Annotated in this window: 26 protein-coding genes; 10 read left to right on the top strand and 16 right to left on the bottom strand. The window is 57.1% G+C overall.

Going from position 1 to position 26720, the window contains the following annotated elements; all coding sequences use genetic code 11:
- From AC1D19_RS20900 to AC1D19_RS20880, 5 genes are all read right to left on the bottom strand, one after another.
- Positions 1-342: electron transfer flavoprotein subunit beta/FixA family protein (locus tag AC1D19_RS20900; RefSeq protein ID WP_477764414.1), on the bottom strand; the 342-nt coding region annotated here is incomplete at its 3' end.
- 37 nt (positions 343-379) lie between these two features.
- The gene (locus AC1D19_RS20895; protein WP_477764413.1) at positions 380-1582 is read right to left on the bottom strand and encodes a CaiB/BaiF CoA transferase family protein; all 1203 of its coding nucleotides are present in this window, start codon (positions 1580-1582) and stop codon (positions 380-382) included.
- A gap of 19 nt (positions 1583-1601) precedes the next feature.
- Complete coding sequence (locus AC1D19_RS20890) at positions 1602-2765, bottom strand: acyl-CoA dehydrogenase family protein (RefSeq protein ID WP_477764412.1); 1164 nt, start codon at positions 2763-2765, stop codon at positions 1602-1604.
- A 66-nt stretch (positions 2766-2831) separates the two neighbouring features.
- Positions 2832-3428 carry a thiamine pyrophosphate-dependent enzyme gene (locus AC1D19_RS20885; protein ID WP_223508419.1) on the bottom strand — a complete coding sequence of 199 codons (597 nt, stop codon included), beginning with the start codon at positions 3426-3428 and terminating at the stop codon, positions 2832-2834.
- Positions 3416-3955 carry a thiamine pyrophosphate-binding protein gene (locus AC1D19_RS20880; RefSeq protein ID WP_008001340.1) on the bottom strand — a complete coding sequence of 180 codons (540 nt, stop codon included), beginning with the start codon at positions 3953-3955 and terminating at the stop codon, positions 3416-3418. The genes AC1D19_RS20885 and AC1D19_RS20880 overlap by 13 nt, the downstream gene beginning before the upstream one ends.
- Before the next feature lie 565 nt (positions 3956-4520).
- On the opposite strand from AC1D19_RS20880, the gene AC1D19_RS20875 reads away from it, so the two are divergent.
- Positions 4521-5825 carry a dicarboxylate/amino acid:cation symporter gene (locus AC1D19_RS20875; RefSeq protein WP_477764411.1) on the top strand — a complete coding sequence of 435 codons (1305 nt, stop codon included), beginning with the start codon at positions 4521-4523 and terminating at the stop codon, positions 5823-5825.
- A 167-nt stretch (positions 5826-5992) separates the two neighbouring features.
- On the opposite strand, the gene AC1D19_RS20870 is transcribed toward AC1D19_RS20875, so the two are convergent.
- The 8 genes from AC1D19_RS20870 to AC1D19_RS20835 form a co-directional block, all read right to left on the bottom strand.
- A complete protein-coding gene (locus AC1D19_RS20870; RefSeq protein ID WP_477764410.1) occupies positions 5993-6655 on the bottom strand; it encodes an RraA family protein in 663 nt (220 codons plus the stop codon).
- Between the two features lie 81 nt (positions 6656-6736).
- Complete coding sequence (locus AC1D19_RS20865; protein WP_477764409.1) at positions 6737-8083, bottom strand: MFS transporter; 1347 nt, start codon at positions 8081-8083, stop codon at positions 6737-6739.
- Between the two features lie 200 nt (positions 8084-8283).
- Positions 8284-8949 (bottom strand): RraA family protein, encoded by a 666-nt coding sequence (locus tag AC1D19_RS20860; RefSeq protein WP_477764408.1) that lies wholly within the window; start codon positions 8947-8949, stop codon positions 8284-8286.
- A gap of 120 nt (positions 8950-9069) precedes the next feature.
- Entirely contained in the window at positions 9070-9966 is an 897-nt protein-coding gene (locus AC1D19_RS20855) for a LysR family transcriptional regulator (protein WP_477764407.1), read from the bottom strand.
- A 112-nt stretch (positions 9967-10078) separates the two neighbouring features.
- The gene (locus AC1D19_RS20850) at positions 10079-11293 is read right to left on the bottom strand and encodes a pyridoxal phosphate-dependent aminotransferase (RefSeq protein WP_477764406.1); all 1215 of its coding nucleotides are present in this window, start codon (positions 11291-11293) and stop codon (positions 10079-10081) included.
- Entirely contained in the window at positions 11290-11928 is a 639-nt protein-coding gene (locus AC1D19_RS20845; RefSeq protein ID WP_477764405.1) for an RraA family protein, read from the bottom strand. The genes AC1D19_RS20850 and AC1D19_RS20845 overlap by 4 nt, the downstream gene beginning before the upstream one ends.
- Positions 11928-12590, bottom strand: coding sequence for an RraA family protein (locus AC1D19_RS20840; RefSeq protein ID WP_151213648.1), 663 nt, complete (start codon positions 12588-12590; stop codon positions 11928-11930). The genes AC1D19_RS20845 and AC1D19_RS20840 overlap by 1 nt, the downstream gene beginning before the upstream one ends.
- Complete coding sequence (locus tag AC1D19_RS20835) at positions 12590-13255, bottom strand: RraA family protein (RefSeq protein ID WP_477764404.1); 666 nt, start codon at positions 13253-13255, stop codon at positions 12590-12592. Before AC1D19_RS20835 ends, AC1D19_RS20840 begins: the two co-directional genes overlap by 1 nt.
- A 105-nt stretch (positions 13256-13360) precedes the next feature.
- Between AC1D19_RS20835 and AC1D19_RS20830 the strand changes: the two genes are divergently transcribed.
- Both AC1D19_RS20830 and AC1D19_RS20825 read left to right on the top strand, forming a co-directional pair.
- On the top strand, positions 13361-14254 hold the full coding sequence (locus AC1D19_RS20830) for a LysR family transcriptional regulator (RefSeq protein ID WP_048381811.1): 894 nt from the start codon (positions 13361-13363) through the stop codon (positions 14252-14254).
- 106 nt (positions 14255-14360) lie between these two features.
- On the top strand, positions 14361-15176 hold the full coding sequence (locus AC1D19_RS20825; RefSeq protein WP_477764403.1) for an alpha/beta fold hydrolase: 816 nt from the start codon (positions 14361-14363) through the stop codon (positions 15174-15176).
- A gap of 47 nt (positions 15177-15223) precedes the next feature.
- On the opposite strand, the gene AC1D19_RS20820 is transcribed toward AC1D19_RS20825, so the two are convergent.
- Entirely contained in the window at positions 15224-16600 is a 1377-nt protein-coding gene (locus AC1D19_RS20820) for an MFS family transporter (protein WP_477764402.1), read from the bottom strand.
- Between the two features lie 496 nt (positions 16601-17096).
- On the opposite strand from AC1D19_RS20820, the gene AC1D19_RS20815 reads away from it, so the two are divergent.
- The 3 genes from AC1D19_RS20815 (at position 17097) to AC1D19_RS20805 (ending at position 20044) form a co-directional block, all read left to right on the top strand.
- Entirely contained in the window at positions 17097-18038 is a 942-nt protein-coding gene (locus AC1D19_RS20815) for a LysR family transcriptional regulator (protein ID WP_477764401.1), read from the top strand.
- 76 nt (positions 18039-18114) lie between these two features.
- Positions 18115-18831: an alpha/beta fold hydrolase gene (locus tag AC1D19_RS20810; RefSeq protein ID WP_477764400.1), complete on the top strand. Its 717-nt coding sequence runs from the start codon at positions 18115-18117 to the stop codon at positions 18829-18831.
- 103 nt (positions 18832-18934) lie between these two features.
- A complete protein-coding gene (locus AC1D19_RS20805; RefSeq protein WP_477764423.1) occupies positions 18935-20044 on the top strand; it encodes an MFS transporter in 1110 nt (369 codons plus the stop codon).
- Between the two features lie 90 nt (positions 20045-20134).
- On the opposite strand, the gene AC1D19_RS20800 is transcribed toward AC1D19_RS20805, so the two are convergent.
- Positions 20135-21013, bottom strand: a complete 879-nt coding sequence (locus AC1D19_RS20800; protein ID WP_095191782.1) for a LysR family transcriptional regulator — start codon at positions 21011-21013, stop codon at positions 20135-20137.
- Between the two features lie 131 nt (positions 21014-21144).
- Between AC1D19_RS20800 and ripC the strand changes: the two genes are divergently transcribed.
- Positions 21145-21981 (top strand): itaconate degradation C-C-lyase RipC, encoded by an 837-nt coding sequence (gene ripC / locus AC1D19_RS20795; protein ID WP_477764399.1) that lies wholly within the window; start codon positions 21145-21147, stop codon positions 21979-21981.
- Positions 21982-22006: 25 nt separating this feature from the next.
- Here the strand turns inward: ripC and AC1D19_RS20790 are convergent, their stop codons facing one another.
- A complete protein-coding gene (locus tag AC1D19_RS20790; protein ID WP_477764398.1) occupies positions 22007-22903 on the bottom strand; it encodes a LysR substrate-binding domain-containing protein in 897 nt (298 codons plus the stop codon).
- 162 nt (positions 22904-23065) lie between these two features.
- Here AC1D19_RS20790 and AC1D19_RS20785 point away from each other — a divergent pair, with 162 nt between their 5' ends.
- The 3 genes from AC1D19_RS20785 (at position 23066) to AC1D19_RS20775 (ending at position 26653) form a co-directional block, all read left to right on the top strand.
- Positions 23066-24232, top strand: a complete 1167-nt coding sequence (locus tag AC1D19_RS20785; RefSeq protein WP_477764397.1) for a CaiB/BaiF CoA transferase family protein — start codon at positions 23066-23068, stop codon at positions 24230-24232.
- Entirely contained in the window at positions 24229-25068 is an 840-nt protein-coding gene (locus AC1D19_RS20780; protein WP_477764396.1) for an HTD2 family dehydratase, read from the top strand. Before AC1D19_RS20785 ends, AC1D19_RS20780 begins: the two co-directional genes overlap by 4 nt.
- Before the next feature lie 214 nt (positions 25069-25282).
- Entirely contained in the window at positions 25283-26653 is a 1371-nt protein-coding gene (locus AC1D19_RS20775; RefSeq protein ID WP_477764395.1) for an MFS family transporter, read from the top strand.
- Positions 26654-26720 lie beyond the last annotated feature (67 nt).

Below are 26720 nucleotides of genomic sequence, written 5' to 3'. Positions count from 1 at the left end.
GATCACCAGCTGAGGCTGTTCCTTGTCGACAACAGCTTTCAACAGTTTGGCAACAGCCAGGGAAGTCAGGTCTTCGGCGGACTCGACGAGGATGGCGCGGTCGGCACCCAGAGCCAGCGCGGTGCGCAGTTGCTCTTGAGCGGTGGACGGGCCTACGGAGACGACGACGATTTCAGTCGCAACACCCTTCTCTTTCAGGCGTACGGCTTCTTCCACGGCGATTTCGCAGAACGGGTTCATCGACATCTTCACGTTGGCGAGGTCGACGCCGGAACTGTCCGCCTTGACGCGAACTTTCGCGTTGTAATCGACGACGCGTTTCACAGCTACCAGGATCTTCATGGGGCAGTGTTCACTCGAAAATAGTTGTTCGTTGCAATCAGATGGCCCCGGCGGCACGCATTTCTTCAATGCGCTCCGTCCCCAGCCCCAATTCCTTGAGTAGCTGTTCGGTGTGTTGGCCTAGGCCCGGCACGGCATCCATACGAGGCTCGAACGCACTGTTGCTACCGGGCGGGATCAGGCTTGGAATGGGGCCGGCAGAGGTTTCGACTTCTCGCCAACGGTCACGGGCCTGAAGTTGCGGATGGTCCCAGACACCTTGCATATCGTTCACCCGAGCGTTGGCGATGTGCGCATGGTCCAGGCGATCAATCACCGCATCGAAGTTGAGCGTGGAGAACGATTCAATGATCAGTTCCCGTAGCGCGTTTCGGTTCTCGACACGTTTGAAGTTGGCGGAGAAACGCGGGTCTTTGGCCAGCTCGGGTGCAAGCAGTACCTTCTCGCAAAACAGCTGCCATTCACGCTCGTTCTGCAAACCCAGCATCACGGTGGTGCCGTCACCGACAGGGAAGGGGCCGTAGGGATAAATGGTGGCGTGCGCAGCACCGGCGCGAGGGGGCGGTGGTGCTCCGTCGTAGGCGTAGTACATCGGGTAGTTCATCCACTCGACCAGGCTTTCGAGCATCGAAACATCGAGGTGGCTGCCTTCACCGGTGCGTTCACGCAACAACAGCGCGGACAGGATGCCGGTGAAGGCGTACATGCCGGCCGCGATATCGGCAATTGAACAACCGGCCTTGGCCATTTCTTCCTCGCCCTGGCCGCCGGTGACCGACAGGAAGCCGCCTTCACTCTGGATCAGCAGGTCGTAGGCTTTCTTCTTCTCATAGGGGCCACCGGCGCCATAGCCTGAAATGTCGCAGACGATCAGGCGCGGAAATCGCTGATGTAACACCTCAAATGACAGCCCCATTCGCGCAGCCGCACCAGGCGCCAGGTTCTGCACGAGCACATCGGCGGTGGCCAGCAAACTGTCCAGCACCTCAGTGGCCGAATCTTGCTTCAGGTCGAGGGTCAGGCTTTCTTTCGAACGATTGGTCCAGACAAAGTGCGAGGCCAGACCGTTGACGCGTTGGTCGTAGCCCCGGGCGAAATCGCCTGTGCCTGGACGTTCGACCTTGATCACCCGGGCGCCGAGGTCGGCCAGTTGTCGGGTGCAGAAGGGCGCTGCAATAGCGTGCTCAAGGCTGACGACGGTCATGCCATCGAGCGGACGGAGGCCTTTGGGCTGGCTCATGATGTTATCTCTCTTGTTATTAGAAAGAGCGCGGCAGCTCGAGCAGGTGTTCGGCAACGTACGACAGGATCAGGTTGGTGGAGATGGGCGCTACCTGGTACAGCCGGGTTTCACGGAACTTGCGCTCGACGTCGTATTCGCAGGCGAAACCAAAACCGCCGTGGGTTTGCAAGCAGGCGTTGGCCGCTTCCCAGGACGCTTTCGCCGCCAGGTACTTGGCCATGTTGGCGCTGGCCCCGGCATTGATGCCGCTGTCGTATTCCTCGCAGGCACGCCAGCGCATCAGGTCAGCCGCTTCGATTTCGATGTGGGCTTCGGCGATGGGGAACTGCACGCCCTGGTTCTGCCCGATAGGGCGCCCGAACACCACGCGATCGCGGGCATAAGCACTGGCCTTTTCGATAAACCAGCGACCGTCGCCAATGCATTCGGCAGCGATCAGGGTGCGTTCGGCATTCAGGCCGTCGAGGATGTACCTGAAGCCTTTGCCTTCCTCGCCGATCAGACTGTCTGCGGGGATCTCCAGGTTGTCGAAGAACAACTCGTTGGTCTCGTGGTTGACCATGTTGGCGATCGGCTGCACGGTCATGCCGTTGCCGATGGCCTCGCGCAGATCGACGAGGAAGATCGACATGCCTTCGGACTTCTTTTTCACCTCGGCCAGCGGCGTGGTGCGTGCCAGCAGGATCATCAGGTCGGAATGCTGGATTCGCGAGATCCACACTTTTTGTCCGTTGATCACGTACTTGTCGCCGCGTTTGATCGCGGTGGTCTTGATCTTGGTGGTGTCGGTGCCGGTGGTGGGCTCGGTCACACCCATCGATTGCAGGCGCAGTTCACCGTTGGCCAGTTTCGGCAGGTAGTAGCTTTTCTGTGCCTCGCTGCCATGACGCAGCAGGGTGAACATGTTGTACATCTGCCCGTGAACGGTGCCGGAGTTGCCGCCACAGCAGTTCACTTCTTCGAGGATGACCGAGGCTTCGGCCAGCCCGAGGCCGGAGCCGCCATATTCGACAGGAATCATCGCGGCCAGCCAGCCGGCGTCGGTCAGGGCTTTGACGAAGGTTTCCGGAAAGCCTTTTTCTTCGTCGATTTTGCGCCAGTAAGCGGCATCGAATTCAGCACACAGGGCGCGCACGCCCTCGCGGATGGCATTGAGTTCTTCAGAGTTGCGGTCAGTCATTATTGTTCTCCTCAACGCGTCACGCATGGCATCGGCCATGCGTGACCGGGTCCGGGTAGGGCGCAATCAGATCGGGTTGAAACCCAGCGCGGCACGAAAGCGATTCTTGATGAAGTGACCATCACGCGGTGGCAGTACACGCGGTGGGTTTTCCGCCTTGATCTTGATCGTTGCGAGCTTGACGCCATCACGGGTAGCGAAGCGTTCGCGCAGGTTGTGTACGCCTTCCATGTCGCGAATTTCGTCGGTCCAGCTGAAACCGCAGGTCTTCGCCACCTGGTCCAGGGAAATACCGAAACCGGCGTGGCTGACCTGCATGCCGGTTTCACCGAAGTGACCGTTATCCAGAACCGCGATGGTCAGGTTGGCGGGCTTCTGCAGCGCCACCGTGGCGAGGGCGCCAAACCCCATGAGCAACTCACCGTCACCGGTAACCACCACCACCGACTTGTCCGGCTGGGCATTGGCCAGGCCCAGGCCCACGGTGATCGCGCTGCCCATGGCGGCCCAGAGGTAATAATTCAGATCGTTGTCACCAGCCGCCATGACGTCATAGGACGCCGAGCCCAGGCCGGTCACGACCAGCACGTCTTTGCGGTCGGCCAGCAAGGTCTTGACCACTTCGCGGCGGCACAGGGTGTGGTTTGCGCTTACTTGACCCATTTCTTTTCTCCAATCAGGCGCTGGCCGAGCAGCAGGGCAGTGGCGGAATCACCGTTGAATGCCATGGTCGCGGCACCGTGCAGCAGCGGGGCGACATCTGTAGGGACGTCCGCGCGCCAGGTCATGACCTTCATCAGGTTCAGGGAAGCTTCGGTGGCCTGGCCCATCGGGTTCTGCCACGCATTGAATTCGGCCCAGTCGCCGCGCATGGTCACCACCATCAACAGCGGGAAACCGGCACAGACCTGAAGTGCCAGGGTGTTGATGCAGTTACCGACACCGCTGGACTGCATCAAGAGTGCACCGCGCTCACCGCCGAGCCAGGCGCCGGCGAGGTAGCCGATACCTTCTTCTTCGGTGGTGAGGACAACGGCCTTGATGTCCGGGTCGGCATACGACATGCGGATGGCCGCCGAGTGACCTGCGTCCGGTACGAAGACCACGTGTTTGACGTCGTGGGCCTTGAGCACGCGGAATACGTCCTCCTGCCAATCCTGTCCCACGGTTTGTTCAGCTTCTGTTGACATGCCTATCTCCCAAGCAGTGCTGCTTTTGTGTTTTCACCCATTCTGGGAGCGCTGAAGGAGAACGACGACTACCGTTTTTGTCTTTGAGATATGCCCGTTTTGTATAGCTGGGCGGTGAATGCGTGGCGCAGCAGTGAGCGGCGATAACCACGAATTATGGGAAAGGGAAAACCGAGAAATTGCCGTTGGAGAAAACGCGGACTTTGAGCGCGCCGCCATCGCATTTGGGCATATCTGGTAGAGCGCGATCGGCTCTTATTGGGGGAGCAGCACTAGCGTAGTTTCCGGCTACGTCGGTACAGCGCGTAACCGACGCAACCACAACTATAAGATCCGAGGGTTGCACCTATGTATGACAGCCTCCTGCAGTTGGCTTGCCCCGTCCTGTCCTCTGTCCATGATCTGTTCCACCCGCATCCATCCTCGGCCTGCCGATACAGGCACTTTGCACTTGCCTTTTTCATTCCGTAGCACTGCGGCGGCCCTTGCGCTTTTCAACGCTGTCGCGTGATCACGCGGGCGTTTACCCAGGCTACTTTCCAGAAAATACGACAACAGGTGCGTTATGAAGAACAGGCTACCGGCTGCGGCAGGCATATTGATCGCCATGCTGCTGGGGATCCTTATCGGCTACATGATTTTCCTCAACTTCCCAGACAAAGCGGCGGCGATCAGGATCGCCGGGTACATCTCGATCATCTCCGACATTTTTCTACGCCTGATCAAAATGCTCATCGGACCTTTGGTGTTTTCGACGCTGGTAGTGGGCATCGCCCACATGGGCGACGCAAGCGCTGTGGGCCGGGTCTTTTGCAAGGCGCTGGGCTGGTTCGTCACCGCGTCTTTGATTTCGCTGTCGGTGGGGTTGGTCATGGCCAACCTGCTGCAACCCGGGCACAACCTGGGCTTGCCATTGCCAGAGGTGACCAGTGCGACCAACCTGCAAACGTCGGTGTTCACCCTCAAGGATTTCGCCACGCATTTGGTGCCCAGGTCTTTCGCCGAGGCCATGGCCACGAACGAAATTCTGCAGATCGTGGTGTTCTCGCTGTTTTTCGGTGTGGCGTTGGCTTCTCTGGGCAAGAAGGCCCAGGGGCTGATCAATGTCATCGAGGAGCTGTCCCAGGCGATGCTGAAAGTCACGGGTTATGTGATGAAGCTCGCGCCGCTGGCGGTGATGGCGGCCATGGCCGCGACCGTGGCGGTCAACGGGCTCTACATTCTGGTGAAATTCGCGGTCTTCATGCGCGACTTCTATTTCGGGTTGATCGTGCTCTGGGCGATGCTGGTCTTTGCCGGTTGGATGTTCCTGGGGCGGCGCGTATTCAAACTGGTGGTGCTGATCAGGGAGGCTTTCCTCCTGTCTTTCGCCACGGCCAGTTCCGAGTCGGCTTACCCGAAGATTCTTCATGCGCTGGATCGTTTCGGGGTCAGGCGCAGGATCTCCAGTTTCGTCATGCCCATGGGGTATTCCTTCAACCTCGACGGCTCGATGATGTACTGCACGTTTGCCGTGCTGTTCATCGCTCAGGCCTATGGCATCGAGATGTCGATCGGCACGCAGATCACTATGTTGTTGACGTTGATGCTGACCTCCAAAGGCATGGCCGGCGTGCCACGCGCCTCGCTGGTAGTGATTGCCGCGACGCTGACCCAGTTCGATATTCCCGAAGCCGGTTTGCTGCTGATTCTGGGGATCGACACCTTCCTCGACATGGGCCGCTCGGCGACCAACGCGGTGGGCAACTCCATCGCCACGGCGGTCGTGGCCAAATGGGAGGGGGAGTTGGTGAGTGAGGACGAAGCAGACCGTCATGCTGCTGGGCAGCCTATCCAGAATGACAGCGGAGAAAAACCGCTGACGGTCTGACCTGTTATCGGTGTGTCTTCAAGATCAAAGGGGGAGCATTCACAGACGTGGCTGCTCGCCCTTTGTCGTTCGCCAAGACTCTGGACGCGCAAGCAAAAAAAGCCCTCACATTGCGCTGTCGTGGGCAGGCAGTGAGGGCAAAAAGGGAAGGGGTTGTCAGGCGAGGGTCAGGACTTGCGTTGCAGGGTGTGGTAACCCAGCGCTGTCCTGGCTTCCTTGAGGGATTTGCCTTCAGCGATCAAGGCACGAATACGCGATTCCACCTCTTCGATTGAGCGGGCACAGGCCGCCACCTCATGGGCTCGATCCCGGGGCACGATCACCACGCCGTTGGCATCGGCGACCACGATGTCTCTGGCGCACACGCGGGCCTGGCCGATAGACACCGGCTGATTGACGGATTCCACTTCGACCCGATCCTTCCCGGTGCGCATGAAGCGGCCTTTGCTGAACAGTGGGTAGCCTTCACCGAGTGCCTTGCTGACGTCCCGGCAGACACCGTCGATAACGGTCGCCGCGATCCGTTTGCTCCCGGCATATTGGGTCATGATGTCGCCCCAGACGGTGCAGTCGGTGCGCCCGTCATTGTCGATAACCACCACGTCGCCTTCTGCCACATCATCGATGAAATCTCCGACCGTTCCCGGCGGGCAACTGGCGGTGACGTAGCTCACGGTGTAGGCCGGCCCGACCACCACTTGCCGATAATTGTCCAGGGGCATGACGCCCAGGCACTGGCCAGGCAGACCCAGTTTATCCAGGGCATCGGACACGCCAGGCGTATCCAGGCCTTCAAACAGGGCAACCAATTCTTTGTCTTGGGGGGACATGTGTAACACCTCGCAGTGATGACAGAATCGTTCAGACAGAAGCCGCTCAAACGAGCGGCCCGGTTTTATTCGGAATGCGCTTCAACCAGGGGTGCTCAATCTCGCCCGTGGCTCGGAAATGGTTAGCAAGAGGATGAAACTCATGAACGATCCGATCGCCAGCCAGGCAAACACATAGTTCCAGCCATAGTTATCCAGCAGCAGCCCGGTAATGAACGGCGTCGCCGCCGCGCCCAGTTGACCGACCATGTTCACGACGGCGTTGGAGATGGGGAACGTTTTTTTTGTGGTCAGCCCCATCGGGTAAACCATGTAGGAAGAGAAACCCAGGCTGAGAACGGCACCAGTCAACAACAGCAGCAAGCCGTAGGGAATCGGTTCGGCAGGCGAGTTGATCAGCAGGTACATCATCAGCGACGTACCCAGCGCAGATAGCAGCATGCCGGGTTTGCGCCGCCCACCCATCAGCCGATCCGAGCAGAAACCACCCAGCAGGTTGCCGAGTACGGCGCCCACCCATGGCGCAGCCGACACCAGCCCCATGTTCATGATCGAGAACTGTTTTACGGTCATCAGGTAGGTTGGAATCCAGGCCAGCAGTACGCTCGATACGCCCAGTTGGAAGCAATAACTGGTGGCGCAGCCCCAAATGTTCCAGGACTTGAACACCTGCCGGTTGGTTTCCAGGGGCGTTTCATGGCGGGCACGTATGACTCGGTCGAGTTTGCTCACCCAAGCAGGAGTCTGCTGGGGACGGGTTTGTTGAGTCGCTTCAGTGCTGCCGGTTTCTTCGATGATGTAGCTGAGCTCGGCTGCGTTGACGAACCGGCTTCGGGAGGGGTGGTCGGTGACCATGAAATACCAGACGACTGCCAGTGCGATGCCGGGCACGGCAAAGAAGTAGAAGATCTCTCGCCAGCCCCATACCGAAATGATCACGGCACACAGTGGCGGCACAATCACCGGCCCGAACTTGACGGCGGACAGAAAGATCCCTGACGCGGTGCCTTTTTCCCGCGCAGGAAACCAGTTGTTGATGGTCGTGGTCATGCTGATCGGCAGTGGACCTTCAGCGACGCCAAGGCCAAGGCGATACAGTTTGAGGGCCAGCAATGAACTGGCTGTACCCACTAGCCCCGTCAGCATTGATGTCAGCACCATGGCGCCGGGCAGGATCCGGCTGACGCCGAAACGGCCGAAGGCAAAGCCGGAAGGAATCTGTACCAAGGCATAGGCCAGTAGAAACAGGCTCATTAAGCCGCCGGCCTCGGCATTGCTCATTTCAAACTCTTTACGAATAAACGGTAGCGCGACGCCCAGGTTGGCCCGGTCGGCGGCTGCGATGGTGTAAATCAGAAAAATCAGGGCCGCGACCACCCAGCGGTAATTGCTGCGCACGGCGGGTTTTATGACTTCAGGCATAGACATGGGGCGGACCTTATTTTTCTGTTGGTGTTGTCCGGCCAAAGTAATGATTGTGAATCTGCAAAAAAAGCGACAAATACTCCTCTCAACAGATCACTTTTATTGATGAAAAGGTTTGAGACGCAGGCATAAAAAAACCGGGCTGGAGGCCCGGTTGGATGGTGTTGAGAGGTCCCTGCAGCAAGGCGATTACGCAGTGTTTTTCAGTTCGCCAGGCCAGCCTTTTCCAGCACCTTGTCCAGCCATGACTGATCGATGGCGCCAGTGGCGATTTCGGCTTTGACCTGCTGTTCGTGCGCGTCATGCTCGCGCGCCTTGACCAACACCTGCTCGGCATGGTCGGGCGAAAAGGCAACCAGCCCATCCTCGTCACCGACAATGATGTCGCCCGGATTGATGATCATCCCGCCGATTGACACCGGGACGTTGATTTCCCCTGGGCCGCTTTTGTAGGGGCCGCAATGCACCACGCTGCGGGCATAGCACGGTGTGGCTTCAAAACTGGCGACATCGCGGACGGCGCCGTCGACGACGAAGCCGACACAGCCGCGTTGCTGGGCATAGAGCTTGATCAGCTCACCGATGACCGCGTTGGTCGCGTCACCCTGGGCGTCGATCACCAACACATGCCCCGGTTCGATCAGCGTCAGGGCCTTGTAGATGTAGAGGTTGTCACCGGGGCGAGTCTTCACCGTCAGGGCGGTGCCCACCAGTTTGCCGGTGTGGTTATAGCGCGTCAGCCCCCGGGCACCGATGTGACGCCCGAGGTTGTCGCTGATATGCGGCGTGACGACGCTCTGAAAAGCGTCCAGCAGCGAGCGTGGCGCCTGGGGTGGAGAAGGGTAGATACGTGAACCGGGCAATGACATAGCGACCTCCATGAACGACTGAACCCTTGTGGGCTATGCGTTCATAGTAAGAAAGGTCGCTCGGCACTATTAGCGATATTTATCTATGTAAAAGCATCGCTTTTTTTCTTGTTTCAAGAGCTAAATCACCATGCGGCTGAAATCACAGCAATCTGCCGCCAGACGTGCAACTTCGACACTGAGGCCCTGAAGACGATCGGAGCGGTGCACGGCGATGTAGTGGATGGGAGGCAGCGCAGGCTCGGTTTCGATGACCAGCAGCCGGCCCTGGTCCACCAATGGCGAGAGACACTGGCGAGGCAGGTAGCTGATGCCGACACCGGACAGGGTCAGGCCCAACTGGGCGATCAGGTAGTTGCTTTTGATCGTACGGTGGACCCGGACGTCATTCTGGGCAAACCAGCGCTCATAGATCAACCCGGTGCCGGAGCCGCCGCCCTGAGTCAGGACGGTGTACGAGGAAATAGCCTGCATGTTCATGATCTCGTTACCCTGATGCAGCGAAGGTGCACACATCCAGGCGTTCTCCACTGAACTCAGCGGCGTGCTGACGAAACGCGCGTCGGCAAAGATGTCGGGAACGATGATCAGGTCGAGCTGATCGTTCTCCAGTTTGGCCACCAGTTCGGTGCTGAGCTCGACCGAGGGTTCCAGTGCCACTTTGGGATAAGCACTGCGAATACCCTCGACCAGCGCCGGTAGCCAAGTCATGGCGGTCAGCTCGGTGACGCCGATGCGAAAGCGCCTGACCAGCACTTCCTTGGAGCTTATGCGTTCAAGCAGGTAATCGCGCTGGTGCAGAATCTCCGTGGCCTGCTCAAATAGCTCCGTGCCTTTTTCCGTCAGGCGCGCACTGCGTTTGGAACGATCAAAGATCGGCATGTCGAAGGCATCTTCCAGCTCCTGAATACGCTTGGAGATGGCTGACTGGGACATGTTCAGTTTCATGGCTGCGGATTCGAAGCTACCCAGTTCCACAATCCAGTAGATGGCTTCCAGTTGCTTGAACGTGATCATGGCTCAGGCTCGATTGAAAAAAAGTGATCGATTGTTTACCAGAAGCATCGAGTTAACGCAGCTGATAAACAGCAAAACCCGGCCATGGCCGGGTTGGTTTTTCAGCGGCGGATTAACGCAGGCTGGTACAGAACGAGCGGATGGACTCGCAGGCCTTGCGCAATGAAGCGTCATCCAAGGCGTAGGCAATGCGAATGTAGGGGCCGAGGCCAAAAGCGCTGCCATGCACCACCGCCACATTCGCTTCGTCGAGCAGTGCATGGGCGACATCTTCGTCAGTGTGCAGCACTCGACCGCCCGCCGAGGTACGACCGATCAGCCCCGCACAGGAAGCGAACGCGTAAAACGCCCCCGCTGGGCTGACGCATTCAAGACCTGGTGTGGCGTTCAAAAGCTCCACCATCAAATCGCGACGCCCCTGGAACGCGGCGCGGCTTTCGTGGATGAAATCCTTGGGGCCCTCCAGTGCGGCAAGTGCCGCCTGTTGCGAGATCGAGCTTGCGCCGGAAGTCTGCTGCCCTTGCAGTTTTTCCATGGCCTCCAGCAGCCAGCGTGGCCCCGTGGCAAAACCGATGCGCCAGCCCGTCATGGCATAGGCTTTCGAGACACCGTTCATGGTCAGGGTTCGTGGCGCCAGTCGTGGTTCAACCTGGGCCAGGGTGTGGAACGTTTGATCGTCAAAGATCAGGTGTTCGTAGATGTCATCGGCCAGAATAAACACATGAGGATGTGCCAACAACACCTGCGCCAAGGCGTGAAGCTCATCCCGGCTGTACACCGCCCCCGTCGGGTTGGACGGCGAGTTGAGGATCAGCCAGCGGGTCTGAGGCGTAATCGCCGCGGCCAGCGCCACGGGCGTCAGCTTGAAACCGGTATCGGCATCGCAGGTGACTATTCTGGTTTCACCTGCGCACAGTTGCACCATCTCCGGGTAACTGACCCAGTACGGCGCCGGCACGATGACTTCGTCACCCTCATTGAGGGTCGCGGCCAAGGCGTTGTAGATCACCTGCTTGCCACCGTTGCAGACAAGGGTGTCTTGCCAGGTAACGTCCAGGCCGTTCTCACGGCGGAACTTGGCGGCCACCGCTTCTCGCAGTGAACGTACACCGGCGACCTGGGTGTAGCGGGTGTGGCCATGCTCGATGGCGTGAATTGCGGCCTCCCGTACGTGTTTGGGCGTATCGAAATCAGGCTCGCCGGCGCATAGCGAAATGATCTGCGCACCTTGCGCCCGACGTTCTGCCACCCGATCCATGATGCGATAGGTCGCTGATGGCCGCGCGCTGGCCAGGCGTTGGTTCAGCCGTTGGATATCAGCGCTCATGCCCGGGTTCTCCACTCTGTGAGGTTCATCAGTTCCAGTGTCGTGCGGCCGTCAGAGAGCGCTTTCATCATCTGCGCCTCCTTACTCGCCCTTGCTTCACCTTCGGTCAGTGTGCGTGCCGCATCCGCCTTGGGAATGATGATCACTCCGTCATCGTCGGCCACCACTAGATCGCCCGGTGCCACCTGTGCACCATTGAAATTGAACGCTTGGCCCACGGAGGGCGCACTGGCCTTGACCGTGCCTTTCACCGAAATGCCGCGGGCAAAAACCGGGAACTGGCGTTTCTTCAGGGCGGCGATATCACGTACGCCGCCATCAATGATCAGCCCGACGACGCCAGCCGCTTCGGCCGCCACAGTGAGCACCTCGCCCCAGTAACCGGCGATGAAACTCCCGGTGCCCACGACCAGCACGCTGCCACGGGGCACACGTTCCATCGCCAGGTGCAAGGCTAGGTTGTCACCCGGCGAACATTCCAGCGGATAGGCGGGGGCGGCGATGAAGGCGCCATCCCAGATCGGGCGGATCGCACTGTCGACGGCGCAGGGCAGATGGGATGCCTCATACAGTGTCGAGCTGCCCAGCACTTTTGCCCGTGCGTGAAAATCCAGGGGGAGGGGGAGCGTGGTCATCAGACTTTCCTCTGCAGGCTGTGGTAACCCAGTGCGTCGCGGGCTTCTTTAAGGGTTTTGCCTTGAGTGATCAGGGCGCGGATATTGGCCTCGACGGATTCGATCTGGCGGGCAACAGCCGCGACTTCACGGGCGCGGGCTCGTGGGACGATCACCACGCCATTGGCGTCAGCGACCACGATGTCGCGGGCACAGACCCGGGCCGAACCGATGGACACCGGCTGGTTGACCGACTGAACCTGCACTCGGTCTTTACCGGTGCGCATGAAGCGGCCCTTGCTGAAGATCGGGTAACCGTCGCCCAGCGCTTTGTTGACATCACGACACACGCCGTCGATGACCGTGGCAGCGATCTGCCGAGTACCGGCGTACTGGGTCATGATGTCACCCCATACGGTGCAGTCGGTGCGGCCGCCGTTGTCGATGACCACCACGTCGCCCGGTGCCACGTCTTCGATGAAATCACCCACAGTGCCTGGAGGAACGCTGGCCGAGACGTACTGCACAGTGAAGGCAGGTCCGACGACGACCTTGCTGTAATTGTCCAGTGGCGCCACGCCGAGGCATTGGCCGGGCAGCCCGAGTTTGTCCATTGCATCGGACACGCCTGGGGTGTCCAGGCCTTCAAACAAGGCGACCAGCGTTTTGTCTTCAAGATTCATCAGGCGTGCTCCACGCGGATCGCTTCGAACTGGGTGTCATGCATCACCTCGGCCACCGAGCGACCGTTGCGAACGGCTTCCACCATGCCGTCCTGCCGGCGGGCGATCCGCTCGCCGAGGTCGAGTACCTTCTCGATTTCAGCCTGGGGAATAAACACCGTCCCGCAGGTATCGGCGATCAGATAGTCATCTTCACTGACGTCGACACCGGCCACGGTGATTGTTACGCCCGCATCAATCTGCACCACCCGATTGCGCGCGCTGATCATGGTCACGCCGCGGCCGTAAACCGGGTAGCCAATCGCTTCGCTGCCGTCGATGTCGCGACTGAAACCGTCGATCACCGTGCCGCGAACGTGCTTGCCGGCTGCGGCGTTGGCAAGGATGTCGCCCCAGCAGGAAATACCTTCGATTCCGCCGGCGATCACCAGTACGCGATCGTTGCTGGCAATCTGTTCAACCACCGGGGTAATCAGGTGCACCGTGGGTGCGCTGTCGAATTTTGGGGCGAGCATGACCGTACTGGCGCGGCCGACGATTTTCGGGCAGTTCCACAGCGGGCGCAGCCCCACGGTGGCACCCGGCAAGCCGAGGAAATCGAGCGCATCGGACACCGTGTTGGTGTCCAACGCTGCCAAGCGATCCAGCAAACTCTTGTTAGTCATGGGAGAGCCCCTGTGGTGACGGAGGCGCCCAGTGTCAACGAGGCAGTTTGATAGGTATATTACTAATCACAGAAGCATTAGATACGTTAAACCTATGGAATGATCATGATCAATTTCCGCCTGATTCGTCACCTCTGGTTATTCCTGGCCGTGGCCGAAGAACAGAATTTCGGCCGCGCCGCCAAGCGCCTGGGAATGTCCCAGCCCCCCCTGAGCGAACAGATCCAGGTGCTGGAGCAGGCTCTCAAGGTCAAGCTGTTCGACCGTTCGCGACGCGGGGCGAAACTGACCCCCGTCGGCGCAGCGATCCTGCCGGCAGTGCGTAAATTCGCCGAACAACTGGAGCGCCTGGAACTGGCGGTGGAAGAGGCGGTGGCTGGGCAGTCAGGGATGTTGACCATCGGCGCGATTTCCACGGCCATGTTTGATGTATTGCCAGGCTTGATCGAGCAACTGAAGAGCGATTACCCGCATCTCACTGTCTCTGTGCGGGAGATCGACAGTGTCGAAGCGGTTCCTGCGCTGGAAGCCGGCGACATCGATCTGGCTTTCGCCCGCCTGGACGGCGACCTCGGGGCCTCGATCAAATCGTTGCCGCTGACCGAGGATCGGCTGGTCGTAGCCTTGCCCATTGATCATCCACTGGCTTCGCGCAAGCGGATCAGCCTGTCCAGTTTGTCCAACGAGTCGTTGGTGATGTTTTCCCGCAAGGTCAGCCCGGTCTACTTCGACAACCTGATCGCGACCTGCCGGGCCAGCGGATTTTCCCCTCGGGTGCTGCATGAAGTGCGCTCTGTGGCTTCGCAAATTGCGTTTGTCAGCTATGGACAAGGCATTGCCCTGGTCCCTGCCTCACTGAAAAAACTCGCGCCCGATAATGTGGTGTTACGACCGCTGAGCAAACCACTGAATGTCGTGACGACCGCCGTGGCCTGGAATACGGACAGGGCCAATCCGCTGGTGGAAGAGTTGGTTGCCCGGTTTCGAACCCAGTCCTGATAGGTTTGACGTATCAAAGCGTTCCCCAATCAGTCATTTACAGTTGGCGCGATACCCTTGAAATTGTGCGCCATGTGGCAATCTATTCGTTCAAGGAGTCATCCACGTGTTCTCGCAAGAACCCTTCATTCAAACGAAGCTCCCTCTAACGGTGGAGGGTGTCGAACTGAACATCGCCGCCATTCACCGCGCTGGAACCCTGGCGCCCATCGTGTTCCTGCATGGTTTTGGCTCGACCAAGGAAGACTATGCCGACATCGTGCAGCAAGCCGCATTCGCCGGACATCCTTTCGTCGCCTACGATGCGCCGGGTTGCGGGGAAAGCCAGTGCAGTGACCTTTCCAAAATCACCATTGAATTTCTGATGAGGACGGCACTGCAGGTGCTCGAGCATTTTGGCATTGAGCGCTTTCATTTGGTCGGCCACTCCATGGGTGGACTGACCGCATTGATGCTCGCTCATCAATACCCGAACAGGGTGCTCAGCTTCGTCGATATCGAGGGCAATATCGCCCCGGAAGACTGCTTCCTCAGTCGTCAGGTGGTCGACTATCCGGCCGCCGATGGCGAAACATTTTTTGCCGCTTTCATCGAACGCACCCGACGTGCACCAGCCTATGCCAGTGCGCTCTATGCGGCGAGCTTGAAGCACAAGGTGCGTGCCGGTGCGGTACGAGGGATATTCCAGTCGATGGTCAATCTCTCCGATAACGCCGACCTAATGGGCAAGTTTCTCGGATTGAAATGCCCGCGCATGTTCATGTACGGCGATCAGAACGCGTCACTGTCCTATCTGCCGCATATTCAGGCCGAAGGTGTGCGGTTGGCGCAAATTCCTGAGTGCGGGCACTTCCCGATGTACTCCAACCCGATTGCAATGTGGCAGCAAATTGCCGATTTTCAGAAAAGTACTGCGCAATGATGCCAAAAGGGCCCAACGGGCCCTTCCTAATCGTGCCGCTGTAATGGTCAGACTCTGGCAGCGCTCGGTTTTGAACAACCCTTGAGCCCCGTACGCTCCTCGATCTCACCGGAGCCGCTGATGTACCCGTAGCGAGACAAATTTGGCATCAACATCGCGGCGATGAAGGTGATGGTCACTACTGCTGCGACATAGAAGAAAAAATACTCCTCGATACCCTGTGATCGGAGCGACAGGGCCACGTACTCGGCAGTGCCACCGAATGCCGCGTTGCCGACGGCGTATGGAAAGCCCACGCCCAGCGCACGCACCGCAGGCGGGAACAGTTCAGCTTTGACGATCCCGGCAACCGGGGTGTAGAGCGACGCAATGGCCAAGCCGCCAAACACCAGCAGGAATGCCGTAAACGGGTTACTGACCGACTGTAGTGAGTAGAGCAGGGGAATCACCAGCACCATGGCCAACCCGGAAAACATCAGCATGTGCGTCTTGATCCCGATACGGTCGGCGAGCAGGCCAAACAGCGGCTGGCAGAGCATGAAGCCGACCAGGGCCGCCGTCATGATGAAGCTGACCGTTTCCGGGCTGAAACCGGCGGAGATCACCAGGAACTTCTGCATATAGGTGGTGAAGGTATAGAAATACAGCGAACCGCCGATGGTGAACGCCACTACCAGGGCAACGGCCCGCTTGTGTTTGAACATACCGCGCAGAGAGCCGGCATCTTTGCGGTTCATGTCTTTCTTGGTGGCGGTTTCATGCATCGCGCGGCGCAGATACACCACCACGATCGAGCTCAAGGCGCCGATGAAGAACGGGATCCTCCAGCCCCATTCGCGCAACTCTTCGCCGGTCAGGGTTTGCTGGAGAACGACCACGGTCATCAAGGCCAACAGCTGACCGGCAATGATGGTGAAGTACTGAAACGATCCATAGAAACAGCGACGGCCCGGTGTCGCGATTTCGCTGATGTAGGTGGCGCCGGTGCCGTATTCCGCACCGACGGACAGGCCCTGAATCAGCCTGGCAACCACGAGCAGAATCGGTGCCGCGACCCCTATGGTTGCGTAGGTGGGCATGACGGCGATCAGCAGCGAGCCGGCGCACATCATGAACACTGAGATAATCATCGAAACCTTGCGGCCGCGAGTGTCAGCGATCCAGCCGAATATCCAGCCACCGAGCGGGCGCATGAAAAAACCGACGGCGAAGATGCCCGCAGTCGCCAGTAGCTGGCTGGTAGTGTCTCCCTTGGGGAAAAACGAAGCGGCAAAGTAGATGGCGGTGTAGGCGTAAATGAAAAAATCGTACCACTCCACCAGATTGCCCGAGCAGGCACCCATGATGGCTTTGACGCGGTTCGGCGCTCTCATCGGAGCGGCTTCGGCAGCGTGGTCTTTGGTGTCTGTGATTGATGCGGACATGCTGTTCACCCTTTCTTCAAGGCGAGGCGATACGAGGAGCACGCTGATGCGTATCCGACGTGACTGACTCGATGGGTTGTTGGGTTTAACGAAGAGGCGTGAACCCGTTCACGGCCGGGTTTCTGAAGAGAAGGGGGAGGGAGGATGCACGAGCGTGGCGAGCTTTACGTGGTCGGAGGAAGCCGGACAGGTCAGGTAAGACGAAGCATTGAACATCATGGCGCGAGCCCTCGAATCTTATTCTTGTAGTGAGTCGAGCGCTCTTTGGCGCCGACGTTGATTGCACGCTACCGCAGAGTCAGAAGGGTAATAAGCCGTCAGGCAGGCCTAACTGATATACCTAAATTCTATAGCTTGGCGTGCAGCCCCGGTGGGCCGGGAGATACAGCCGACTCGAAACTCCTGAGACCTCACGACACGCGGTTTGCGGTGCATTCCAAGGTGCGCAAATGCGATTACACTCACAGCACTTTCGACGCATATCGCGCCGAGCCCGATGCTGACTGGCCTGGTAATGGATGTCGTTCAACTCAAGACCCTGATTCATGTGGCCGAGCTAGGCAGTCTCAGCAAGGCCTCCGACCGACTTCACATCGCGCAACCGGCACTTAGCCGGCAAATTCGATTGTTGGAAAAGGAGCTCGGCACCTACCTGTTTGATCGACACGGGCGAGGCATGGAGATTACCGATGCCGGCCGCGAAGTGCTGGCACATGCCACCCGAATCATGGAAGAAATGGAGTCCATTCGAAGTTCTGTTGTGGGCGGAAAGACCTCTTTTCGGGGAACGGTCGTCATCGGTACGACGCCGACGGTGGCGGAAATTGTCACCGTTCCGTTGGTACGCAAGATCAAAGAGGCGCACCCGAATCTCGCCGTCAGGTTTTCCTCGGCCTTCAGCGGCTATCTGCTGGATTGGGTTCAGCGTGGCGAATTGGAACTGGCGATTTCTTACGATCCCCAACCCCTGCATACGCTGCGTATCGTGCCGGTGATGATGGAGAATTTGCTGCTGGTCGGCCCCGCCAGCGCCAACCTACGGCTTGATACGCCGGTGTCGTTCGAGTCTTTGGCTGAGCAGCAATTGGTATTGCCAAGCGCTCGACACAGCCTTCGCGTGATTCTGGATGATTGTGCGCGTGAAGTCGGGATCAAGCTCAAGACCAGCGTTGAAGCCGACTCCTTCGGTGCGATGATCGACCTGGTCCGCAATGGCTTCGGTTTGACGGCTTTGCCTTTGGCATCGATTTACCCGCAAATCGAATCTGGCGTGCTCAGTGCCGCACCCTTGGTCGACCCCATTCCCATGCGCAAACTCGTCCAGGTTTTTCCTGCTGACAGACGGGTCAGTCCGGCTGCAAAATTCGTCGGGGATGCCTTTATCGAAATTGCTGCCGACCTGGTCAATCGTAAGATTTGGGCTGGCTACATGCTTTGAATCATCAGTCAATCTATTAACCCCGCCGTGTAATAGCTGCCCATCCTTGACGCAACCTTTCGGGGGGAGACTTCTGTTGGCTTTCAACAACACACCGCTCGTGCTGATACCTGGATTGCTATGTGATGAACGCCTTTGGGCGCATCAAAAAGCGACCCTGGAACACTCAAGGCCTATCTACATTCCGGAGGTCTCCCTCGACGCCAGCATTGCGCAGATGGCGAAGCGAATACTGGATGAGGCACCACCGTTTTTTGCACTCGCCGCCTTGTCCATGGGCGGGTATGTGGCCATGGAAATCATGCGGCAAGCGCCTGAACGGGTGATGAAACTGGCCCTGTTGGACACCATTGTGCGACCGGACGATGAAGCCCGAGCCAAGGCACGATGGGGTCTGCTGACACTGGCTCAAATGGGCAGGTTCAAGGGCGTGACGCCGCAATTGCTCCCCAGGCTCGTGCATCCACGCTGCATCGGTACGCCCATTGCAGATACCGTTCAGGCGATGGCGCAAACGATTGGAAAAGAAGGTTTCGTTCGTCAGCAACAGGCGATCATCGAGCGTGCGGACTATCGGCCTCTGCTCGAAACGATTGCAGTGCCTACGTTGATCGTTGTGGGTCAGAACGACGAAATCACCCCTCCTGCCGAATCCGAAGAGATCCATCGGGGCATACCGCATTCACGTCTGGTTGTGCTGGCTGAATGTGGACATCTGCCACCGCTTGAGCATCCGCAGTTGACGACGCAGCTGCTGATTCGATGGCTAGATGAATCGTTCACTTACCCGTAGTTGCGCAGCTACCCACCACTTCCGTTTTTTACTCACCACTGATGACACTGTCTTGAACCATCAAACGCAACTGCCTGGCGTATTCGGCATTTTTACATTGGGAATGCTGCAAGTTCTGGTCTGGGGAGGTTCGTTCTTCCTCATGGCCGTCATGGCCGATCCGATCATGAGAGAGACTGGTTGGGCCAGCCAATGGGTGTACGGCGCGCTGTCGCTGAGCATTCTGGTTTCCGCGATGCTGGCGCCATTGACCAGCCGGCTTATCGCCCACTACGGCGGCCGCCCCATCCTGGCCAGTAGTGGCCTGGGCGTCGCCATCGGGCTGTTTCTGATGGCCAGCTCGACCTCGCTGCCGATGTTTCTGTTGTCTTGGGCAGTGATTGGCGTCGGTATGGCGCTGGGACTGTATGAAGCGCTATTCGCCGCATTAGGTTCTCTATACGGGGAGCGGGCGGGCAGTGCGATTACCGGGATCACGCTTATTTCAGGGTTTGCGACAACGCTATCATGGCCCGCGGTTGCGCTGGTCATCGAGCATTTTGGCTGGCGCACGACGTGTGTGGCTTATGGCGTGTTATTGGTCATTGCTGTGGCACCACTTTATCTCTGGGTGCTGAAGCGTGGCGCGGGGGCACTCGCAAAAAGCAATGCAATGGGTGGTGAAAACCTCTCAATAGATCGGCGGATCTACCTATTGCTTACGCTGATTTTTGCGTTGGGCGCCGTGATCATGACGGCAATGTCAGTCCAGCTGATTTCATTGCTGCAGGGGCAGGGCTACTCGCTTGCGGCCGCCATCGGTTTGAGCGCGTTGCTGGGGCCGAGCCAGGTAGGCTCACGTGTTCTACAAGTGTTTTCGCGAAAGCGTCACCCTATCTGGACGACGTTGATCTCCGTGGTTTTCGTGGCAGTAGGTCTACTGTTGGTGACTATCGTACCGGCAATGACGGCGCTAGGTCTGGTGATCTACGGCGCGGGTAATGGGTTGCGGGCGATCGTTCGAGGCCTGCTGCCACTGGCCCTGATGTCGCCCGCTCAATATGTTTTGCTGATGGGGCACATGGCTCGACCTTCGCTCATTGGCCAAGCCTTGACTCCCCTCGCAGGCGGTTACCTGTTACAGACCTGGGGCGCTGGCGGTGTGCTGGCGGGCCTGAGTTCGCTGGCCGTATTGAATGTGCTGTTGGTGTTTTTGCTCATTCGGTGGGTGTGAAAAAACTAATCACTTCACGACAATTTTTTAGCTCTTCACAATGGCCGCTTTCGAAAGCAGTCGGCTTCCATACCGGCGGAGAGTGTGTAGTTAACTGACTGCACAATTTATAAAGTTCTGCAGGAAAATCGAGTTGTCACTGCGACGCCAGGCGAGTGTAAGCCGGGCGATAGGTGATACATCATTTATCTCTTTGAAAACCACCCCTGCGGCATGCACTTGCTGCATCGAAGCCGGTACAAGCGAAACACCCAGTTCCGCTGCTACCAAATGCACGACAGAGGCAAGTTGTGGAGCGCTTTGTCCCAGAATCGGATCAAAGCCCGCATCGCGGCAAGCAGCGATAACGGTGTCGAATAAGGTAGGTCCTACTTCTCTGGGATAGAGAATGAAAGGGTCCTGGCTGAGATCTTTCAGGCTCAATTTTTTCTGGCGTGCAGCCACATGATCTTTTGGCAGAACCGCGAGCAACGGTTCCTCCGAGAGAGTTCGCATCGTCAAATGATCAGCTTCAGCTATTCCTGGGCGAATAAAAACCGCGTCCAGGTCACCTTCCTTAAGGCCTGCCATTAATCGAATGGTATTGCTTTCCTCCAGGGTCAAATCGACGTCCGGGTATGCCCGCCGAAAATTGCGAATCGCCGCAGCCACGACCGGATTGAAACTTGCGGAGGCAGTGAAACCTATGCGCAGCGCCCCCAACTCGCCCCGAGCGGCTCGTTGAGCCGCATGCGTTGCTCGTTCTACCTGAGCCGGTATGTTTCGAACCAGGTCATGAAACGCCTGCCCAGCCGCAGTCAACTCTGCGCCTTGCGGAATTCGGTGAAATAACCGGGTGCCCACCTCACGCTCCAGGTCGCGGATCTGCAAGCTCAATGGCGGTTGTCCGATGCCGATTTTCTGAGCAGCACGGGTGAAATTCTGCTCTTGAGCGACGGCTAGAAAGTAGCGGATGTGACGTAATTCCATAGGTATTTGTAAAACATATGAAGATCGAGAGCTCCATACAATAGTCCATTGGAATTCGTCTAGCTATGGTGGTTCACGCCGGCAAGGATCACAGCACGCCTTGCGGCACCTCACCACCTCTGGAGTAGAAAATGTCCATACGTCTGCGCAGTGCTCTTTTCACGCCGGCAACACACCCTGAACGTTTCGCCAAAGCCGAGGAGGTGGACGCCGATATTTTGATCATTGATCTGGAAGACGCGATAGCGCCTAAAGACAAAAAAAGTGCTCGTGCTACTGCTTTCATCACACTCAATGCTGCCAAGGAAACGCGGTTCCCTTGCATTATTCGTATCAACGGACTGGATACGTCCGCGGGGCTTTGTGACGTGCTCGAACTGTTGGCAAGTCCGGTTCAGCCTGAATTTCTGCTACTTCCCAAAACCGAATCTGCTGCGCATTTGCAGATAGTGGACCGTCTGCTCAGCGAAAAGGGACTGAGCACCAAGTTGATCGGCTTGATCGAAAGCGCGGTCGGACTCAAGGCGGTATCAGACATCGCTCATGCAACGCCCCGACTCGCCGCACTCATGTTCGGGGCTGCGGATCTGGCGGCGGATCTAGGCTGTGGACCCTTTGCAGCGAATCTCACCTTCGCACGTGTATCGCTTGTGAGCGCGTGCGCGACAGCGGCTATCGCTGCTATCGATTCTCCTTTTTTCGATATTCGCGACTTGGCCGGGCTTGAGCGGGCAGCGCTCCAGGCTGCCGACATGGGGTTTGCCGGTAAAGCGGCGATCCACCCGAGTCAGATTGCTGCCATCAATCAGGCGTTCACACCGACCGCCGATGAGATCGTCGCAGCGCGGGCCATTCTGATTGAAAACTGTCGGGGCGTCGGGCAAGTGAACGGGGTCATGGTCGATGAGGCCGTCGCTCGCCAAGCCCGCCGAGTGCTGGTCCGCGCAGGCCAATCCACTGAGGTATAAGAACTGGGAAACATGCTCTCATGCGCTATCGATCATTTCCGGGCTGACAAAGAATCTCTATCAGGTTGTCTCGCAACGCGTTCTTTTCTCGCGGGTTGCGCTGTACGCACACTCGTAAATCACGCTTGGCCCATCCTTCTACAAGATCGATAACCTGAAGGCGATCCAGGTCTGCTGGTTCCAACGCTGAGCGTGGGGCGATGCCGATACCCGCTCCCGATGAGACCAGGCGAGCAATCGCCCGAAATCCGGAGACCTGGACGCGCACATCTAATCGCCCGCCAAGGGCACTGGCGTGATTCATTAAAAAGGTATGCAGTGCCGCACCCGATTGAAGGCTGATAAATGGGAGCCCCAGGCATTCGGAAAAACTAACCGAATGCAGGTTGTCAAATCGACCGTTCAACGGCGCTAACAGGACTAATTGGTCCTGCCGGTAGGGTAGAAACTCCAGATCTGGATGGTCGGACTCCAGGGCTACTACTCCGATGTCGGCACGGCCTGAGGACACGGCTGAAATAATGTCATGGCTCAATCGCTCCTCAAGAGTGATGCGGACATTGGGGTGCTTGGCGAAAAAGCGCGCCAGGTCATCCGGTAAATATGAGCTGATGGCATTGTTGTTGGCAAAAAAGGTCACGTGGCCGATCAAGCCATTGGCGAACGGTTGCAAGTCAGTAGTCATCTGCTCCAACTGAGCCATGCAGCGTCTTGCATGTTCGACCAGCACATGACCCGCCGGGGTCAAACCCACACCCCTGGCCTGGCGCAGCAGCAAGGGGGTACCGAGGCTGGCTTCAAGCCCTTTTATGCGCAAACTGACTGAGGAGGGAGCGAGATTACAGCGCTCGGCGCCCCGCGACAGATTGCTTTCCTCGGCGACGGCCAAGAAGACCTTCAGGTCGATCAAGTCGTACATCATTGCGTTAGTCTCCGGCGAAATCACGAGGATTTTGTCTAATCTAACCTCTCGTAAGTCCCACAGTGTTTGTATTTTACAAACGTTGTCTTCGTAAAAGCTCGCTGCTCCCCTGACCGTGATTTGCACATACTTGTGTACGCGAACTGTCAATGGGAGAACCTGATGTCCACTACAAAACCTTTAAAAGGCATTACCGTCGTTTCCATCGAACAGGCGTTGGCTGCGCCTTTATGTACCTGTCGTTTGGCGGAAATGGGTGCAAGGGTCATCAAGGTCGAGCGCGCAGAAGGGGACTTTGCCCGGGGCTATGACGACGCCGCCAAAGGTCACTCTTCGTATTTCCTGTGGACCAACCGAGGCAAGGAATCGCTTGTGCTGGATTTCAAGAATGCCGACGACGCGACGCTGCTGAAACGGATCATTGCCAGCGCCGATGTCTTTGTTCAAAACCTGGCGCCCGGTGCCCTTGCTCGCGCAGGATTTGACAGCTCGGAACTCCGCGCACTGAATCCACAATTGATCACCTGCGATATCAGTGGCTACGGTACTGAGGGGCCCGCCAGTGGTTTGAAGGCGTATGACCTGTTGGTGCAATGCGAAAGTGGTCTGGCCGCCATCAGCGGTTCACCTGAAGGATATGGCCGCATCGGCGTGTCGATATGTGATATCGGGGCAGGTTTGAATGCTGCGATTGGCGTGCTTTCGGCGTTGCAGTTACGAGAACGAACCGGGCAGGGCTCCGGGATCTCCGTTTCGTTGTTCGATGGTGCTGCGGACTGGATGACTATTCCCTACCTGCACGAGATTTATGGCAATGGAGCTCCAACACGCCAGGGGCTGCGCCACCCTTCAATTGCTCCATACGGTGCTTATACCACTGGCGATCAGCGAGACATCGTGATCAGTATTCAGAACGAACGCGAATGGCAGCAGTTCTCTAACCTGTTCCTTGAAGGCACTGGCGCATCTACTGATCCTCGTTTTGCATCCAACACAGAACGCGTCCGTAACCGAGACGCGCTGGATGCGCTCATCAGTGCGTCCTTCACCACCCTGAGCGCCGAGCAGGCGATCCACAAACTGGCTCAGGCCAATACCGCTTTTGGCCAGGTGCGCTCCGTAGCCGAGATGGCAGAACATCCAGGCCTTCGTAAATGGCCGATGGCAGTCGAGACCGGTGAAGTCGAGATGATTGCTCCTCCGGTACGCGCTCCTTGGGACGAACAACGATTCGAAAAAGCTCCGCTCCTGGGCGAACACAGTGATCGCTTGCGCGAAGAATTCCAGGCGACAGCAACACAGAATAAACAAGAGGAGGTCCCTGCATGAGCACTATTGATCTTCAACACCTTCGGCAATGGATCGGCAAGACCCATGTCGACCACGATGTCCTGTCTTCACGCCATGCGCGTTTGATGGCTGCAACGCTGGGCATCCCACAAAGCGATTTGGTCTCGGGTTATCCATTGCCGCCATTGTGGCACTGGTTGTATTTTCTTGACGGGCTGCCGCCTGAAGAGTTGGGGCGTGATGGTCACCCGGCGCGAGGAGGCTTCTTGCCTCCCGTGCCGTTGCCGAATCGTATGTGGGCCGGTGGACAGCTTGAATTCAAGAAAGCGTTGCCGTTGGATGGCAGCGTCGAGAAACGCTCCAGTATTGTTTCGATCGAGTACAAACGAGGCCGCAGCGGCGACCTGGTGTTTGTCACCGTATTGCATGAAATATTGCATGCCGGCGAAGTTGCCATTTCCGAACATCACGACATCGTCTACAAGGAGGCAACTCCAGTCGACTCAAACAAACCTTTCGCCGCTATGCCGCAAGCCAATCATTCCTTTGAAATGCTGCCTACCTCGACCACTTTGTTTCGCTATTCAGCACTGACTTTCAATGGTCATCGTATTCACTATGACGCTGATTACTGCCGAGATGTTGAAAATTACACGAGTCAAGTAATACATGGTCCACTGAGCGCGACTCTGCTGGCAGGCTATGCCGAACGTATCGCGGGAAAGCCAGTAAAACTCTTTAATTATCGAGGCGTTCGTCCTGCCTTGCTGGGAGTGACGCTAACATTAAATGCTGTCCATGAAGGTGATGACTTGCTGTTATGGGTCAGTTTGCCTGATGGCGCAGCTTCGATGCAGGCACGCGCCAGTTTTTGAGTCTGCATTGCAGTGAGAAATGCACTATGAAGACACATCAAGGCGTTTACCGTTTCGGTTGAAGTAGCCTTTTTCCTAAATGATTTTATTAATTGATTAGATGATTGAATTGGCAGTCTGTGCGATTGGCGTTTGTCTTCGCGTGGACTGTTCTTAGGCTGGTGGTTTAGCGCATAAACGCGTCAACAGATTGTTTCTGCTCGTGGAGATTGAAATGATAATAATAAGTAATGCTGGTAACGGTGCTGTCAAGCGTCCTCCTATTACAAATAAAGCACGGGTTCGAGCGATACTTGGAGCTTGCTCGGGCAATTTGGTTGAATGGTATGATTTTTTCATCTATGCCTATACTTCTATCTATTTTGCTTCGCTGTTTTTTCCGGCAGGAGATCAAAATAGTCAATTGTTAGCGACAGCGGGGATTTTTGCTGTCGGCTTTTTTATGCGCCCCCTCGGTGGTTGGATATTTGGCTACATTGCCGATACGCGCGGTCGAAAAATATCAATGATCATTTCGATTTTCATGATGTGCGGTGGGTCTTTGATGATCGCGATCATGCCCACTTATGAGACGATTGGTGTCGCGGCACCCATCCTGTTGGTTGTAGCCAGGCTGATGCAGGGACTTTCAGTGGGCGCTGAGTACGGAACAGGTGCCACTTATATCAGTGAAATGTCGACTGTCGGGCGCCGATCATTTTTCGGTTCATTTCAATATTCCACAATTATTGCCGGTCAGCTACTTGCGCTGCTGACGGTTGCTGTTCTTCAGCACGTATTGCTTCCGGAAAATTTGAAAGCCTGGGGTTGGAGAATTCCATTTTTCATCGGAGCAATTAGCGCCATTGTGGTCGTGTTTCTACGTCGGTCCATGACCGAAACGGCTTCAGTAAAAGAAATGAAGAGTAAGGAGGCCGGATCTGTTCGTGCATTGTTAAAGCATAAGCGGGCCGTAATTTTAACTGTGGCTATCACCATGGGATGTTCGCTGTACTACTATACGTTCACATCGTATATGCAGAAATACCTGGTGCTGTCGGTGGGGATGGATGCGGGGACGGTAAGTTTTATCATGACGTCTGCCTTAGTGTGCTTCATGATTTGCCAGCCATTTTTCGGCATGCTGGCAGACCGTATTGGCGTGAAAAAAAGCATGATGATATTTGGTGGTTTGGCAACAGTGTTGGTTGTGCCGATTTTAACCACGTTAAAGACGGTGTCGAGCCCTTATGCGGCCTTTGCGCTTATTATGTCAGGGCTCCTTATCGCTGCCTTTTACACGCCCGTAACTGGCGTACTTAAAGCGGATCTTTATCCGGCCTCGGTCAGGGCATTGGGCGTTGGACTGCCTTATGCGATCGGCAATGCATTGTGTGGCGGCACCGCGGAGTACGTCGCATTGATGCTTAAGTCGATGGGTATTGAAAGTTACTTTTTCTATTATGTGGCTGTGTTGGTATGTGTGACGTTTATTGCTTCGGTATTAATGCCTGATTTGCGTAAGCACGGGTATCTGGATGGCACTGGAACTGTCGAGGACAATTTCGCGCGGTCGCCTGGGTACGGTCGTAGTGCGCACTCGTAAATTAGACGTGAGGTAACTATTGCGCTTTTGCCACTGTCGCATGTGCCACGCACACATGAGGCAGTGG

This window comes from Pseudomonas sp. P1_C12 (genome assembly GCF_056406435.1).
Note: the sequence above shows the minus strand (reverse complement) of the source record. Positions and strands in the feature narration are given on the sequence as shown.